The organism is Alteromonas sp. WD8-37 (assembly GCF_055326825.1).
This window is the reverse complement of the sequence record NZ_JBUZOV010000002.1, coordinates 532,967-548,066: the sequence shown is the minus strand read 5'-3', so window position 1 is coordinate 548,066 and position 15,100 is coordinate 532,967. Positions and strand designations below refer to the sequence as shown.

Annotated in this window: 12 protein-coding genes and 3 tRNA genes; 6 read left to right on the top strand and 9 right to left on the bottom strand. The window is 51.7% G+C overall.

What is annotated here, in order from left to right:
* Positions 1-70 precede the first annotated feature (70 nt).
* Positions 71-745: a phage shock protein PspA gene (gene pspA, locus ACTUJZ_RS07900; RefSeq protein WP_463635750.1), complete on the bottom strand. Its 675-nt coding sequence runs from the start codon at positions 743-745 to the stop codon at positions 71-73.
* Between the two features lie 199 nt (positions 746-944).
* On the opposite strand from pspA, the gene pspF reads away from it, so the two are divergent.
* The 6 genes from pspF to ACTUJZ_RS07870 are packed head-to-tail and all read left to right on the top strand — an operon-like array spanning position 945 to position 7,387.
* A complete protein-coding gene (gene pspF / locus ACTUJZ_RS07895; protein ID WP_463635749.1) occupies positions 945-2,057 on the top strand; it encodes a phage shock protein operon transcriptional activator in 1,113 nt (370 codons plus the stop codon).
* A gap of 7 nt (positions 2,058-2,064) precedes the next feature.
* Positions 2,065-3,681, top strand: a complete 1,617-nt coding sequence (sapA, locus tag ACTUJZ_RS07890; protein ID WP_463635748.1) for an ABC transporter substrate-binding protein SapA — start codon at positions 2,065-2,067, stop codon at positions 3,679-3,681.
* Positions 3,678-4,709, top strand: a complete 1,032-nt coding sequence (locus ACTUJZ_RS07885) for an ABC transporter permease subunit (RefSeq protein WP_463635747.1) — start codon at positions 3,678-3,680, stop codon at positions 4,707-4,709. The genes sapA and ACTUJZ_RS07885 overlap by 4 nt, the downstream gene beginning before the upstream one ends.
* Positions 4,696-5,589: an ABC transporter permease subunit gene (locus ACTUJZ_RS07880; protein WP_463635746.1), complete on the top strand. Its 894-nt coding sequence runs from the start codon at positions 4,696-4,698 to the stop codon at positions 5,587-5,589. The genes ACTUJZ_RS07885 and ACTUJZ_RS07880 overlap by 14 nt, the downstream gene beginning before the upstream one ends.
* Positions 5,589-6,584, top strand: coding sequence for an oligopeptide/dipeptide ABC transporter ATP-binding protein (locus ACTUJZ_RS07875; protein WP_463635745.1), 996 nt, complete (start codon positions 5,589-5,591; stop codon positions 6,582-6,584). The genes ACTUJZ_RS07880 and ACTUJZ_RS07875 overlap by 1 nt, the downstream gene beginning before the upstream one ends.
* Positions 6,581-7,387: an ATP-binding cassette domain-containing protein gene (locus ACTUJZ_RS07870; RefSeq protein WP_463635744.1), complete on the top strand. Its 807-nt coding sequence runs from the start codon at positions 6,581-6,583 to the stop codon at positions 7,385-7,387. The genes ACTUJZ_RS07875 and ACTUJZ_RS07870 overlap by 4 nt, the downstream gene beginning before the upstream one ends.
* 27 nt (positions 7,388-7,414) lie before the next feature.
* Here the strand turns inward: ACTUJZ_RS07870 and ACTUJZ_RS07865 are convergent, their stop codons facing one another.
* The 8 genes from ACTUJZ_RS07865 to alaS all read right to left on the bottom strand — a co-directional run bounded on the left by ACTUJZ_RS07865 (position 7,415) and on the right by alaS (position 15,084).
* On the bottom strand, positions 7,415-8,545 hold the full coding sequence (locus ACTUJZ_RS07865; RefSeq protein ID WP_463635743.1) for a sodium ion-translocating decarboxylase subunit beta: 1,131 nt from the start codon (positions 8,543-8,545) through the stop codon (positions 7,415-7,417).
* 3 nt (positions 8,546-8,548) lie between these two features.
* The gene (oadA, locus tag ACTUJZ_RS07860) at positions 8,549-10,366 is read right to left on the bottom strand and encodes a sodium-extruding oxaloacetate decarboxylase subunit alpha (RefSeq protein WP_463635742.1); all 1,818 of its coding nucleotides are present in this window, start codon (positions 10,364-10,366) and stop codon (positions 8,549-8,551) included.
* On the bottom strand, positions 10,363-10,644 hold the full coding sequence (locus tag ACTUJZ_RS07855) for an OadG family protein (protein ID WP_463635741.1): 282 nt from the start codon (positions 10,642-10,644) through the stop codon (positions 10,363-10,365). The genes oadA and ACTUJZ_RS07855 overlap by 4 nt, the downstream gene beginning before the upstream one ends.
* A 773-nt stretch (positions 10,645-11,417) precedes the next feature.
* Positions 11,418-11,494: transfer RNA gene (locus ACTUJZ_RS07850), tRNA-Arg, on the bottom strand.
* Positions 11,495-11,547: 53 nt separating this feature from the next.
* A tRNA-Arg gene (locus ACTUJZ_RS07845) sits at positions 11,548-11,624 on the bottom strand.
* 43 nt (positions 11,625-11,667) lie between these two features.
* A tRNA-Ser gene (locus ACTUJZ_RS07840) sits at positions 11,668-11,758 on the bottom strand.
* 394 nt (positions 11,759-12,152) lie between these two features.
* Positions 12,153-12,350 (bottom strand): carbon storage regulator CsrA, encoded by a 198-nt coding sequence (csrA, locus tag ACTUJZ_RS07835; protein WP_463635740.1) that lies wholly within the window; start codon positions 12,348-12,350, stop codon positions 12,153-12,155.
* A 136-nt stretch (positions 12,351-12,486) separates the two neighbouring features.
* Positions 12,487-15,084: an alanine--tRNA ligase gene (gene alaS / locus ACTUJZ_RS07830; RefSeq protein WP_463635739.1), complete on the bottom strand. Its 2,598-nt coding sequence runs from the start codon at positions 15,082-15,084 to the stop codon at positions 12,487-12,489.
* Between the last annotated feature and the right edge of the window lie 16 nt (positions 15,085-15,100).

Sequence of the window (15,100 nt, the reverse complement as noted above, 5' to 3'; positions counted from 1 at the left end):
AGAATGATGTTGCTCACATCTCCTGCCAGCCTGATACCTGTGAGCTTGGTATCAGGTTCCGGCAGTCGGCTTACTGGGCCGGCTTGTCCTTATTATTAATTTTAGCCTTTAATTTGGCTAATTCTTCATCAATCTTATCATCCGCCTCTAAATCGGCAAACTCATCATTCAATGATTTTTTACCTAAGTCGTACGCATCCACCTGTGATTCCAAATCATCGATTTTGCGTTCGTACTGCTCGAACCGGCCCATGGCGGCATCCACTTTGTGGCTGTCCAGGGTGCGTTTAACATCCAGCCGCGAGCTGGCTGTTTTCTGGCGCATGATAATGGTTTTCTGACGCGCTTTGGCATCGGCCAGTTTATCCTGCAACTGGGCGACTTCTTCCTGCAACTTGCTGATTTGTTCTTCAACAATAGTCAGCTCGTCTTTGAGTGCCTTACCGGCTTCCACCGCCTTTTTCTTTTCCTGCAAGGCCGCCCGGGCCAGATCATCGCGATCCTTGCTCAGGGCCAGCTCGGCTTTAGCTTCCCAGTCACTGGCGTCTTCATCATACTTACTGATTTGCGCGGTGATTTCCTTTTTACTGGCCAGCGTTTTGGCAGAGGCCGAACGCACTTCAACCAATGTGTCTTCCATTTCCTGAATAATCAGGCGAACCATTTTTTCCGGATCTTCGGCTTTGTCTAACAAAGCGTTGATATTTGAGTTCACTATATCGGTGAAACGCGAGAAGATACCCATATTATTTACCTCTAGCTCGGATTGAAAAATATGCCATGGGCATATGCTGTTCTTTACTATTCAATTTGAATGCCACAATCGAATTGATTTTAACCCTCTGATTTTCAATAATTTTAACATGGTTAAAATAAAGTCGTCATCACGCGATTTTTAAATTACACTAGATATTGGTCGAAATGACTAACAATTGAGGGAGTAAATGAGTAGATTTCGCCAACAAGACAATTTGCTGGGCCAGGCTAACAGTTTTCTGGAAGTGCTGGAGCAGATTTCCCAGATTGCACCATTAAATAAACCGGTGCTGATCATTGGCGAACGGGGGACGGGTAAAGAACTGATTGCGGCCCGCCTGCATTATTTGTCTCAGCGCTGGGATCAGAACTACATCAAACTCAATTGTGCTGCGCTGAATGAAAATCTGCTGGAAAGCGAATTGTTCGGCTATGAAGCCGGGGCGTTTACCGGGGCGGCAAAACGGCGCGAGGGGCGCTTCGAAGTGGCTCATAATGGCACCTTGTTTTTGGACGAGCTGGCCAACACCTCAGGCCTTATCCAGGAAAAACTGCTGCGGGTCATTGAATACGGCGAGTTTGAGCGCGTGGGCGGCAGTAAAACCATCAAAACCGATGTGCGTCTGGTAGCGGCCACCAATGAAGATTTACCCAGTCTGGCCGACCAGGGCGAGTTTCGCGCTGACTTACTGGACCGCCTGGCTTTTGACGTTATTACCATCCCGCCGCTGCGCGAGCGTCAGGAAGACATCATGATGCTGGCCGAGCATTTTGCCATCAACATGGCCCGGGAGCTGGAGATGGAATTATTTAGTGGTTTTACCGAAAAAGCCCGGCGTACCCTGCTCGACTATGACTGGCCGGGCAATATTCGTGAATTGAAAAATGTGGTAGAGCGGGCGGTATACCGCACCAACAATCCGCATCTGCCGGTGCATGAAATTGTCCTCGACCCGTTCAAGTCAGCCTTCCGGCCCACTGGACGCATTAAAACCCAGGATCGTCAGACTTCTGCAGCATCCACCATCGCTCCAGCTGCGCAGGAGCCGGTGGTAGCAAACGATGAGCCGCCGCTGATTCCGGTCCCCGCCGCCAATACCGATGATGCCGACTACCCGATTGATCTGAAAGAGCGCGCCGCGCAGTACGAAATCACGATGATCAAGCAGGCTTTGGCTGATAGCCAGTACAACCAGAAAAAAACCGCTGAAAAGCTTAGCCTGACATACCACCAACTTCGCGGTTATCTTAAGAAATACAATTTGCTAGACTCTTCACCAGAAAGCATAGAAGCCCGGTAGAATATTGATGAGACGTGCTTACCTGATGCTGGTTGGACTCACCGCGGTGATAGCCCTTAGTGCATGCAACCAGCAGGACACAAAACAGTTTTACCAGTCCGGGATTATTTACTGTTCGGAAAGCACACCGGCCAATTTTAACCCTCAGCTGGATACCTCTGCCACCACATCCGATGCCAGCTCGCATCAGTTGTATGATCGCCTGCTGGATTTTGACCCTGAAACGGGCCGTATTGTACCCAGTCTGGCCAGTAGCTGGAGTGTGTCGGATGACGGGCTAATCTATACCTTCCAGTTGCGTAAAGATGTGGCATTTCACACCACCGAGTATTTTACCCCCACCCGGACATTCAATGCTGATGATGTGTTGTTCAGCCTCAATCGCTGGCGCCAGCCACAGCATTTTTATCATGAGGTTTCCGGGGGGCGTTATCCGTATTTTGAAAGTCTGGGTCTGGCAGAAAATATTGCCAGTATCACCCGAATTAATGGCTACCGGGTAGAGATAAAACTAAACGAACGTGACAGTTCTTTTCTGGCGAACCTGGCCACCGACTTTTCGGTGATCCTGTCGGCCGAATACGCCAAGGCGCTGGCCAAAGAGCGGCTTAAAGAACGAATCGATCATTTTCCCATCGGCACCGGCCCATACAAATTTGAAAGCTACCGCCAGGACCAGTACATCCGGTACCGGGCGCACGAAAATCATTGGAAGCAAGCCCCTTCCAGCGAACGCCTGATTTACGATATCACGCCAAAAAGTTCTATTCGTATGGCTAAACTAATGACCGGCGAATGCGATGCCATTGCCTTTCCAGCGCAAACCGAACTGGATATCATCCGCAACCGACCCGATTTGGAGCTGGCTGAAAAGCCAGGACTGAATGTGGGCTTTTGGGCCTTTAATACTCAGCGCCCGCCGTTTGATGATCCCGATGTACGCCGCGCGCTGGCCTATGCCATTGATAAAAACACCCTGCTCGAGGCAGTGTATTTTGACAGTGCCGCACGGGCCAAAAGCCTGTTGCCGGCGGCCAGCTGGGCGTATCAAAATGATGCTGAGGATACCGCTTACAATCCGATAATGGCCCGTCAGTTACTGGATGAAGCCGGCATCGAACCAGGCTTTACCATGACCATCTGGGCCATGCCCATCGAACGGGCCTATAACCCCAATGCGGCCAAAATGGCGGAGCTGATCCAGCGCTACCTCAATGAGGTGGATATCAATGTCAATATCGTGACCTACGACTGGAGCACCTTTCGCCGCCATCTGCGCGAGGGGTTGCATGACTCGGTTCTGATAGGCTGGTCGGCCGACAATGGCGATCCGGACAACTTTTACCGGCCGCTGTTGAGCTGTGAAGCGATGACCTCCGGCACCAATCGTGCCATGTGGTGTAATGAGCGTTATGACCGTCTGCTCAACCTGGCGCTGGAAACTGATAATCTGGCCCAGCGTAAAGCCATTTATGAACAGGTTAATCATCTACTGTACAAAGAGCTGCCGATAGTCCCTATCGCCCATGCCTATCGCTACCAGGCTTATCGTAACGAGCTTAAAGGCATGCAAATTAACCCGTATGGCGGCATTCGATTCGGCGGAGTGACCAAACAACTGTGATACGCATATTAGCCCGCTATACCATCTTATTTACGCTGACCCTGCTGGCGCTGGCTGCTTTGTCGTTCGCCCTGGCCTATCTGTTCCCCGGCGATGTACTGACTAACCTTACCGGCATCAATCCACAAACCGATGCTCAGCGCCAGGCCTTGATGATGCAATACCGGCTGGACCAGCCGTATTTGTTTCAGTTTGTCTATTATATTGGACAGCTGTTGCAGGGGAACTGGGGCTATAGCTTTGTGTCTGGTTTACCGCTCAAAGAAGAAGTGGGCCTGGCCTTACCAGCCACCCTGGAGCTGGCATTTTATGCCATGTTTATTGCCATTGTGGTGGGCTTGCCCATCGGTTGTTATGCTGGATTAAAAAGCTACACCGCCACCGATTACAGTATCAACTCGATTAGTATGGTGGGATATTCCTTTCCCGTGTTCTGGCTGGCGCTGCTGTTTATTCTCATATTCAGCCTGGAGCTGAATATCATGCCGCTGTCCGGGCGTATCTCACTGCTATTCAATGTCCCCAATGTGACCGGCTTTATTCTGCTGGATATTTTACTGGCCGACAATGTGGATACCAGTTTGGCGTTGCGGGATGCTTTTTTACACCTGATTTTACCCACCCTGGCCATCAGCGTGATCACTACCGCGTCGATGATCAGGATGACCCGGCGTTCTGTGATTGATGTGCTCAGCCGCCCGTATATCAGCGCCGCGCGTTCGCGGGGGCTATCGCGCTGGCAGATTTTTTCGCGGCATATTTTACGTAATGCGTTGCTGCCGGTGCTGCCGTTGATGGCCATCCAAATTACTACACTTATCACCAACGCCATGATTGTCGAAACCCTGTTTTCCTGGCCGGGCATTGGTAACTGGCTGATCCAGGCTATTTACCAACGTGACTATCCGGCGCTACGGGTGGGCATGCTGGCCGTGGCCTCAGTGGTGATCTCACTCACCATCATGATTGATCTGTTTAACCGTCTGATTGACCCCAGCAGGGATAAATACGAACGTGCCACAGTTTAGCCTGTACGAAGAAGAGTACCATCCGTCACCGTGGCAGCGGACCTGGCGGGAATTTAAAAGCAGTCATATAGCGATTGTCGGGCTATTTGTGCTGCTGACATTTTTTTTGTTCGCGGTATTTGCGCCACTCATCGCGCCGTTTGACCCGGTTCAGCAAAATATCAACTCGCTGCTTATTCCGCCCAGCTGGGAAGCTAACGGCGCCATTACCTATTTATTTGGCACCGATGCGCTGGGCCGTGATGTGTTTTCGCGCATTGTGTATGGCTGTCGGGTAACCTTCGGCAGCAGCGTATTGCTGGTACTGATCGCCATGCTGGTAGGCGTTACCATTGGCACCCTGGCCGGCATGATGAGTGGCGTACGCTCCAGCGTGGTAAACCATCTGCTGGATGCGCTAATGGCCATACCGACCCTGTTGATTGCTATCATTATTGTGGCCATTGTCGGCACCGGCCTGATTAATAGCATGTGGGCTATTACCCTGGCTCTGATCCCGCAGTTTATTCATTACACCCGCGCCTTTGTACGTAGCGAAATGAAAAAAGAATATGTGCTGGCGTCACGTCTGGACGGGGCTAACAGCTGGCAGTTGTTTCGTCATTCTATTTTGCCCAACATGATTGAGATGCTGGTGGTACAGGGTTCACTGGCGCTGTCCATTGCGGTGATTGATGTATCTGCGCTGGGCTTTTTGAATCTTGGTGCACAGCCGCCACTACCCGAACTGGGGGCCATTTTGGCCGATGGCCTGGATGTGGCGTATCTGGCCCCATGGAACGTTGCCCTGCCCGGCTTGTCTATCTTTTTAATGGTATTGGCAATTAATATTGTGGGTGATGGGCTGCGCTCTGCGTTACGTAAGAGGGTCAGTCACTAATGGCGATGCTGGATATTAAAAATCTAACGCTGGAGATTGAAACCGGCGGTAACCGGGTAAAAGCCCTGGACCGGGTCAACCTGACCATTAACAGTGGCGAAATTCGAGCTCTGGTGGGTGAGTCTGGCTCGGGCAAGAGTCTGATTGTGTCAGCCATCTCTGGTGCCCTGCCCGGCAAATTCCATCTTACTGCTGACCGCATGAGTTGGAAAGGCCAAAGCCTGCTGAGCATGACCACCGAGCAGCGCCGTCAAATCATGCGCCGGGATATTGCCGTGGTGTTTCAAAATCCCATCACCGCGCTGGACCCGTCAGCCACACTGGGTGAACAGCTTGAAGAAAGCATTCCGGATGAGTTGGTCACGGGCAAATGGTTCTGGCAACGCCGCCACTCGCGGCGTAAGTCGGCTATCTCCACCGTGCACAAAGTGGGCATCAAGCATCACCGGCATTATCTTAATGCCTATCCGCATCAAATCCCCACCGATATTGGGCAAAAATTTATGCTGGCCATGGCACTGATTTCACAGCCCAAACTGCTGATTGCCGACGACCCGACCCGGGGCATGGAAACCACCACTAAAACCCAGGTGCTGAAATTGCTGACCCGGCTTAATCAGACCCGGTCATTATCGATTTTATTTATCAGCCATGATTTGCTGGCCATCTCCAGTATGGCCCATTCCATGACCGTCCTATACTGCGGCCAGACTGTGGAATCCGGGCGGATGAAGATGCTGCGCAAACGGCCGCTACATCCGTATACCAAAGCCTTGCTGGACAGCGCCCCCAGCTTTACTAAAGATTTACCACCCAAAAGCCTGTTGCCCACGCTAAAAGGTACGATTCCGTCATTGAAGCACGTACCCATAGGATGCCGCCTGGGGCCACGCTGCCCGCGAGCCCAGCGTGACTGCGTGGTCACGCCCGCGGTACGGCGCATTCATGACCACACCTATAGTTGCCACTTCCCGCTGCATATGGAGAAGCTATGAACCAGCTGATGCAGGTTAAAGGCCTGACCTTTAAGCATAATGAAAGTAAACGCTGGCTGAAAAAACCGGAAGTGTTTGAGCTGGGGCCGATTAATCTGAATGTGAACCGCGGTGAGACCCTGGCTATCATCGGTGAGAACCGCGCCGGTAAATCACTGCTGGCCAAGTTGCTGGTGGGCGCGGTGGCGGCCGATGCCGGCGAGATTACTTTGAGCAGCGTGGCCTATAACGCGGCCAAGCGTAAATCCACCAAATCGTACAATGCCAGCAATGATATCCGCATGATCTTTCAGCACAGCACTGAGGCCATGAACCCTGGGATTACGGTAGGTATGATCATGGATGAGCCGCTGCGTTTAAATACCAAGCTAACCGAAAAAGAACGCAGCGCTCGGATTGAAGAAACTCTGCTTAAAGTGGGCTTGTTGCGTGACCACACCTATTTTTACCGGCATATGCTGTCTGACGGCCAGCAACAGCGGGTGGCGCTGGCCCGCGCCTTGGTGCTACAGCCTAAAATTCTGGTGGCCGACGAGCCGTTTGCCGCACTGGATCCTTCAATTCGCTCGCAAACCGTGAATCAGATTTTAACCCTGCAAAAAGAGCTGGGATTATCCTTTATCTTTATCACCCACAACTTAGGGGTGGTGCGCCATATCGCTGATAGAGTGCTGGTGATGAAAAATGGCCGAGTTGTGGAAACCGGCAAAACCGACACCATCTTTCGCTGGCCACAGCACAGCATGACCAAAAAGCTGATTCTGGCTTATCAGTCGCTGGTCCCTCAGCAACAGCTTACTTAAGCGATCGGGCGTCCAAGCTGGTGGGCTCTAGCCCACCAGGGCCAGCAATACCCCGGCAGCGACTGCCGAGCCCAGCACCCCAGCCACATTGGGGCCCATGGCATGCATTAGCAAAAAGTTATGCGGATTTGCCTGTAGGCCTACCTTATTGACCACCCGGGCGGCCATGGGCACTGCCGACACCCCGGCAGCGCCAATCAGCGGGTTGATAGTGCCACCTGACAGCCTGCTCATCAGTTTCGCCATCAACACCCCGGTGGCGGTACCAATGGCAAAGGCCACTGCGCCTAAGCCTAAGATCCCTAACGTTTCTACGGTCAAAAACTTATCGGCTGACAGTTTAGAGCCCACCGCCAAACCTAAAAAGATGGTGGTGATATTAATCAGCTCATTCTGGGTGGTCCGACTCAATCGCTCCACCACACCGCATTCTTTCATCAAATTGCCAAAGCAAAACATGCCCACCAAAGGTGTGGCCGAGGGCAAGAATAAGATGGTCAGCAGCAACACCGCCAGTGGAAAGATGATTTTTTCACGCTGGGAGACATGCCGTAACTGCGCCATCTTGATTTGCCGCTCCTGCGGCGTGGTCAGAGCTTTCATAATGGGCGGCTGGATGATGGGCACCAGCGCCATGTAGGAATACGCAGCAACGGCAATAGCACCAAGTAAGTCCGGTGATAAGCGGGAGGCCAAAAAGATAGCTGTAGGCCCGTCAGCACCGCCGATAATGGCGATGGCACTGGCATCCTTGAGGCTAAATTCAAAGCCGGGTAAAAAGTTTAACGCGATGGCACCAAACAAAGTGGCAAAGATCCCGAACTGGGCGGCTGCGCCCAGCAATAACATGCGCGGATTGGCTATCAGCGCGCCAAAATCGGTCATGGCCCCTACTCCCATAAAGATGAGCAAGGGGAACACGCCGGTGGCGATACCTACATCATAAATGTAGTGCAACAGGCCGCCAGCTTCTGAAAAGCCCGCTAGCGGGATATTAGTCAGCAGCGCACCAAAACCAATGGGGATCAGTAGCAGCGGTTCGAATTTTTTGACGATGGCCAGATAGAGTAACACCAAGCCTACGACCATCATGATCACCTGCTGATATTCAAAATGGGCCAGCGCGGTGCTTTGCCATAGGGTAATAAATTTTTCCATGGCTTACAGCTCGATCAATGGCTGGCCGTTTTTCACAGCGTCGCCTTCTTTAGCCAATATATTGCTGACAGTTCCTGTGTACGCGCTGCGGATTTCAGTTTCCATTTTCATGGCTTCCAGAATCATCACCACATCACCCTCTTCCACCGCATCGCCATTGGCTACTAATACCTTGAACACATTACCAGACAAGGGGGCTTCAATGGTCTGGCCGCTGGCACCTGCCGGCGCTGCCTGACTGGCGTCGTCAGCAGACTCTGTCTTTGATGGCTGTTTATTCTGTTGGCGGCGCACCGAGGTCAGCTCGCCCGACGGTGCCACTTCCACATGAAATTGCTGGCCATCCACCACCACATCATAAACGGCTGCGCTTTGCTGAGTATTATCTGTGGCAGGCTTCGCTGGGGCAGACGAGGCTTTCTCATCAGTCTCAGTGCCAGGCGCCGGCTCAAAGGCATCTGGATTACCGCGGTTCTGTAAAAATTTAAGCCCGATTTGCGGAAATAAGGCATAGGTCAGTACATCATCTTCGGCATTATCGGCCAGGCTAAAAGACTTGGCGCTGGCCAGCTCTTTAAGCTCCTCCGTCAGGGCGTCCATTTCTGGTTTGAGATTATCCGCCGGACGACAGGTTACCGGCTCGTCACCGTCGAGCACACGCTTTTGCAGCGCTTCGTCGACCTTGGCAGCGGTAGCGCCGTATTCACCGCGTAACACGCCGGCGGTTTCTTTGGTAATGCTTTTGTAACGCTCACCGGTCAGCACATTGAGTACCGACTGGGTGCCAACAATCTGCGAGGTGGGTGTCACCAGCGGAATATAGCCTAAATCTTCACGCACTCTGGGGATCTCTTTGAGCACTTCGTCAAATTTGTCCTCGGCGCCCTGCTCGCGCAGCTGATTTTCCATATTGGTAAGCATGCCGCCAGGCACCTGGGCCAACAAAATACGTGCATCCACGCCTTTTAAGCTGCCTTCGAATTTGGCGTATTTTTTTCGTACGTCGCGAAAATAGCTGGCGATATTTTCCAGATCCGGGAGTGATAAGCCGGTATCGCGCTCGGTGCCTTCCACTGCTGAAACGATAGTTTCGGTAGCGGTATGACCATAGGTCATGCTCATGGAAGAAATTGCCGTATCCAGCATATCGATGCCAGCATCAATGGCTTTTTGATAGGACGCGGTAGATAAACCTGTGGTGGCGTGGCACTGCATGGCGATGGGCACGTCGACGGTCTCTTTGAGCCCGCGCACCAGCTCTTCACATTTATAGGGGTTTAGCAAGCCAGCCATATCTTTGATACAGATAGAATGTACGCCCATGTCTTCCATTTGTTTGGCCATGGTCAGCCAGGTATCCAGGGTATGCACCGGGCTCACGGTATAGGCCAGTGTACCCTGGGCATGTGCGCCACAGTCAATGGCGGCTTTGATGGCGGTTTGCAGATTTCGCACATCGTTCATCGCATCAAAAATACGAAACACATCCACGCCATTGGCGCTGGCGCGCTCGACAAAGCGCTGCACCACATCATCGGCGTAGTGGCGGTACCCCAACAGGTTTTGGCCCCGCAGTAACATTTGCTGGCGGGTATTGGGCATGGCTTTTTTCAGCGCCCGGATCCGCTCCCAGGGATCTTCACCTAAATAGCGAATACACGCATCAAAGGTGGCTCCGCCCCAGGACTCCACCGACCAAAAGCCGGCTTCATCCAGCTCTTTGGCGATAGGCAGCATATCATCCAGACGCATCCGGGTGGCTAAAAGCGACTGATGGGCATCCCGCAAGACCAGTTCGGTTAGTGCCAGAGGTTTACTCATGATTTCTCCTGCTGCTGTTGTCGATGCAAATGAATCGCTGCACTTATCGCAGCAATGGTGGGAGCCGGAATACTGTCGCTGTTTTCGGTTTTAGCCGCCGCGGCTCGGGCGGGTCGGGTCGTCTCTTCACTTGATGATGGGCCGGGAAAACGCCGGCACACCGCCTCAATGGATTTGATCCCGCCAATAAGTAAGGTAAGAAACGCAAAAACAAAGCCCATGCCCACCAACATCAGGGTCCCGGCTTCGCTTAACTGTGAGGCAATCAGATTATTCATTTTAGACTCGTTCTTGTGCCATCTACTTGTATTATCATGAATTTTTATAAAGCTCAACTGACCCCAAGGGATCAATGCTGCTGATAATCAGTGCAGCAGGCTGACGTGGCTGTTGTTATATATTGTTCTTAGAAGGTTAATAAGCCAGACAGGCCAGCGGGGATCGCTTTATTGCCATGCAAAGACACAGGCGATAGGCACGTAAGGTCTGCCAAAGTGGTGCAATAGATAAGTAGAGTCAGATTGTGGTGCTGAGGTAACAATGTGTGCAGGTGTTCTAGCTCTGCGAGGGGCTGGCAATCCGACACACAAACCCACAGTAGAAATAAAAAAACCCACCGCTAGGGTGGGTTTTCTATATCAACCCGCGCAGTTGTGGGCCCGCTCAGCGCGAGTACCCAGGGTTTCTGACAAGGCAGTTGCTTGCAACTTTAGTTACTCTAAAGGAAAGGCAACTAACGCCGCTCAGGGAGCCTGGAGGCCGCGCCCCCTGGGAGAGTGCCAGACTTTTAAGGTGCTTACACTACGCACACAATGACAACAATACTTATGCTACTTGTTGAAGTGGACGGGCTGGCGCTCTCTGAGTGAGTCCACGACTATGTGGGTTGGTATGTGATGGCGCGTGTGGAAGGGCGAAGGCGGGAAAACAGCAAGCCAACAGTTTGGCTTGCGCCGCCTGAGCGACCCGAGCTCTGCGAGGGGCTGGCAATCCGCCACACGATAGAAATAAAGAAATAAAAAAACCCACCGCAAGGGTGGGTTTTCTTATATGGCGCGTGTGGAAGGATTCGAACCTCCGACCGCCTGGTTCGTAGCCAGGTACTCTATCCAGCTGAGCTACACACGCGTAAAACGTTTCTTATATACGTATAAAGCGTACATAAGGTGGCAAAAAATAAGTGGCGCGTGTGGAAGGATTCGAACCTCCGACCGCCTGGTTCGTAGCCAGGTACTCTATCCAGCTGAGCTACACACGCGCAGTAAAACTTATTGTTGGTTGCCACTGCCAACTTAAAAAAGTGGCGGAGAGGGAGGGATTCGAACCCTCGATACCAGTAATAGGTATGGTTCCTTAGCAGGGAACTGGTTTCAGCCACTCACCCACCTCTCCGTGACGTGGGGCTGCATTTTACGGATTCACCTGATGGTGTCAAATCTTTTTTTGTAAAAATGCATACCCGCCGGGATTTTGAACAAACTACTTAAAAAAGCTCATTCGCTGCAAAACCCACACATAAGCGCAAAAATTAGTGCTTACTGTGCTGCTAGTGGCCTTGCCTCCCGAACACAGCGACACAATAGCAAAAGCGCAGAGAATTGAAAACGACAATTCTTTAAATTTGAATCGTTTGCTGAAAAATTAGGCCTTTCGCACTGATTCTATACAATTTCAGACATAAATAGGGCTCTTCAGCCTTTTCAATAAAATTGTATTTACTCTGCTTTCGCTCTTCAGATACAAAAAAAGGCTGGAAAACCAGCCTTATCTTGCAGCAACCTTAGCATTATTCAGTTTCTGAACTACTTGCCTGGCCGCCTTTTTCTGCTTGAATACGCATGTAAATTTCTTCACGATGGACAGACACTTCCTTGGGCGCATTCACGCCAATTCGTACCTGGTTCCCTTTAACACCTAACACGGTAACAGTGACTTCGTCACCCACCATCAGTGTTTCACCCACACGACGAGTCAAAATAAGCATTCGCTTGCTCCTGTTCCTTACTTATGAACATACATCCCTTCTTATGCTTAATTACCGGCACGACCCAGCAAAAGCAGCAGCGATTCCCTGTTTTTGTGTCACTTGCAAAAACTCGCTGATCAACAGACACCTACAATTATAGCTTATCCGCTAGCCAAGCGGTAACAGAGTCTAGTGCAGCGCCCAGGTTTTCAGGCTGATCACCGCCGGCCTGAGCCATATCTGGCCGGCCGCCACCTTTTCCGCCTACCTGATTAGCCACAAAATTCACCAACTCACCCGCTTTGACCTTGTTGGTAAGGCCTTTAGTTACCCCAACGATCAGACTAACTTTAGAATCATTAGCAACACCTAATACTACGATCCCTTCGCCGATTCGGTTTTTAAGATCATCAACCATACCGCGTAGCGCTTTGGCTTCAACCCCGTCTAGTTGAGTCACCAACACTTTTGTACCGTTAATATCCTGCGCCTGACCGAGCATATCAGCACCTTGCTGACTGGCCAGTTTTTGCTTGGCCGCGGTCAGTGATTTTTCCAGCTCTTTAGCCTGGCCTTGCAGCTGACCGATGCGTTCTGCCACCGAACCAACATCAGTTTTCAGCAAGCCTGCCGCCTGCTCCAGACGCGCCTGTTGCTGTTGAATGACGGCAATGGCGGCCGCACCGGTGACCGCTTCGATGCGCCGTACACCAGAAGCGATGCCGGCTTCACCAGTAATTTTGAACAGGCCGATATCACCAGTACGACTAACATGCGTCCCACCACACAGCTCGATAGAAAATGGCCCCATGCTGACAACGCGCACTTTCTCATCGTATTTTTCGCCAAACAGTGCCATGGCGCCCGAGGCTTTGGCTTCATCCAGATCCATGAGCTGGGTGGTCAACGGATGATTGGCGCGAATCTCGTCATTCACCCGCTGTTCCAGCTCAGCCAGCTGCTCTGCGGTTACCGCTTCGTAATGGGAAAAGTCGAAGCGCATGCGCTGAGCTTCCACCAGTGAGCCTTTTTGATTGACGTGCTCACCTAGCACCTCCCGCAACGCTGCATGCAGTAAATGAGTGGCACTGTGGTTTTGTTTGATGGCTTCACGTTTGGCCGCATCAATTTTGGCAGAAGCCTTATCACCCTTTTTCACCGTACCGCTGGCTTTGCCATAGTGAGCAAATGCATTGCCCAGCTTTTGGGTGTCGGTCACAAAAAACTCGCCCCCGGCCACCTGCAGCACACCGGTATCGCCGGTTTGCCCGCCGGCTTCGGCATAAAACGGGGTGCTGTCCAGCACCACGACACCCTCTTCGCCATCGGCCAGGCTGTCGGTGAACGCATTATCTTTGATTAGCTCAAGCACATTGGCTTCACCTTCCACGGTGTCATAACCGGTAAACTCGGTGGCATGCTCAACTTTTAACTGCTCGTTATAATTCACACCAAAATTGCTGGCTTGCTGAGCGCGCTGACGCTGCTGCTGCATGGCCTGTTCAAAACCGTCTTGGTCGATTTTATATTCATGCTCGCGGGCCACATCGGCCGTCAGGTCTGCCGGGAAACCATAGGTGTCATAAAGCTTAAAGACGATTTCGCCCGGGACGATATCACCATCCAGTTCACTCAACACATTGTTGAGCATGGTCATGCCGCGTGCCAGGGTCTTGCTGAATTGTTCTTCTTCCACTTTCAGCACTTTTTCAATCACTGGCAGCTGTTCAGCCAATTCCGGATAAGCATCGCCCATCTCCTGGCTCAGTGCGCCAGCCAGTTTGTAAAAGAAAATATCCTTGGCGCCCAGCTTATAGCCATGGCGCACAGCGCGGCGGATCACACGGCGTAATACATAGCCGCGGCCTTCGTTGCCCGGCATCACCCCATCGCAAATCAAAAAGCTGCATGAGCGGATATGGTCAGCGATAACACGCAAAGATTTATCTTCCAAATCATCGGTACCCACCAGTTTGGCAGCAGCTTTGATCAGATTCTGGAATAAATCGATTTCATAGTTACTGTGCTTGTCCTGCATGATAGCGGCAATACGCTCTAAGCCCATGCCGGTATCGATAGACGGTTTTGGCAGTGGCTCCATGCTGCCATCTTCCTGCTTATTGTACTGCATGAAAACCAGGTTCCAGATCTCGATGAAGCGGTCACCGTCTTCTTCAGGGGTTCCTGGTGGCCCCCCCCAGATATGCTCGCCGTGATCATAAAAAATCTCTGAGCAGGGGCCGCAGGGGCCGGTATCACCCATGGACCAGAAATTGTCAGCCGTGTCGATGCGGATGATTTTTTCAGCCGGTACGCCAATCTTGTTTTGCCAGATATCAAAGGCTTCATCATCGGTGTGGAACACTGTGACAAGCAGCTTTTCTTTGGGCAGGCCCAGTTCTTTGGTCAAAAATGACCAGGCAAACTCAATCGCCTGCTCTTTGAAGTAGTCGCCAAAACTGAAGTTGCCCATCATCTCGAAAAAAGTATGGTGACGCGCGGTGTAGCCGACATTTTCCAGGTCATTGTGTTTACCGCCGGCGCGCACACAGCGCTGCGATGACACCGCGCGGGTGTAGCTGCGCTTTTCACTGCCCAAGAACACATCCTTAAACTGGTTCATCCCCGCGTTGGTAAATAACAAGGTGGGATCATCGGCCGGCACCAGTGAGCTACTGGCCACGCTTTGATGACCATGCTGTTTAAAATAGTCGAAAAACTTTTGGCGAATGTCAGCAGTTGATAATGTCATTGAGATCCAAACTTCC

Bases quoted from the DNA above. Each gene is read 5' to 3' on its own strand.
- oadA (WP_463635742.1), bottom strand. From the start codon at position 10,366: ATGAGTAAACCTCTGGCACTAACCGAACTGGTCTTGCGGGATGCCCAT.
- pspF (WP_463635749.1), top strand. From the start codon at position 945: ATGAGTAGATTTCGCCAACAAGACAATTTGCTGGGCCAGGCTAACAGT.
- ACTUJZ_RS07870 (WP_463635744.1), top strand. From the start codon at position 6,581: ATGAACCAGCTGATGCAGGTTAAAGGCCTGACCTTTAAGCATAATGAA.
- ACTUJZ_RS07875 (WP_463635745.1), top strand. From the start codon at position 5,589: ATGGCGATGCTGGATATTAAAAATCTAACGCTGGAGATTGAAACCGGC.
- csrA (WP_463635740.1), bottom strand. From the start codon at position 12,350: ATGCTTATTTTGACTCGTCGTGTGGGTGAAACACTGATGGTGGGTGAC.
- alaS (WP_463635739.1), bottom strand. From the start codon at position 15,084: ATGACATTATCAACTGCTGACATTCGCCAAAAGTTTTTCGACTATTTT.
- ACTUJZ_RS07865 (WP_463635743.1), bottom strand. From the start codon at position 8,545: ATGGAAAAATTTATTACCCTATGGCAAAGCACCGCGCTGGCCCATTTT.
- ACTUJZ_RS07855 (WP_463635741.1), bottom strand. From the start codon at position 10,644: ATGAATAATCTGATTGCCTCACAGTTAAGCGAAGCCGGGACCCTGATG.
- pspA (WP_463635750.1), bottom strand. From the start codon at position 745: ATGGGTATCTTCTCGCGTTTCACCGATATAGTGAACTCAAATATCAAC.
- sapA (WP_463635748.1), top strand. From the start codon at position 2,065: ATGAGACGTGCTTACCTGATGCTGGTTGGACTCACCGCGGTGATAGCC.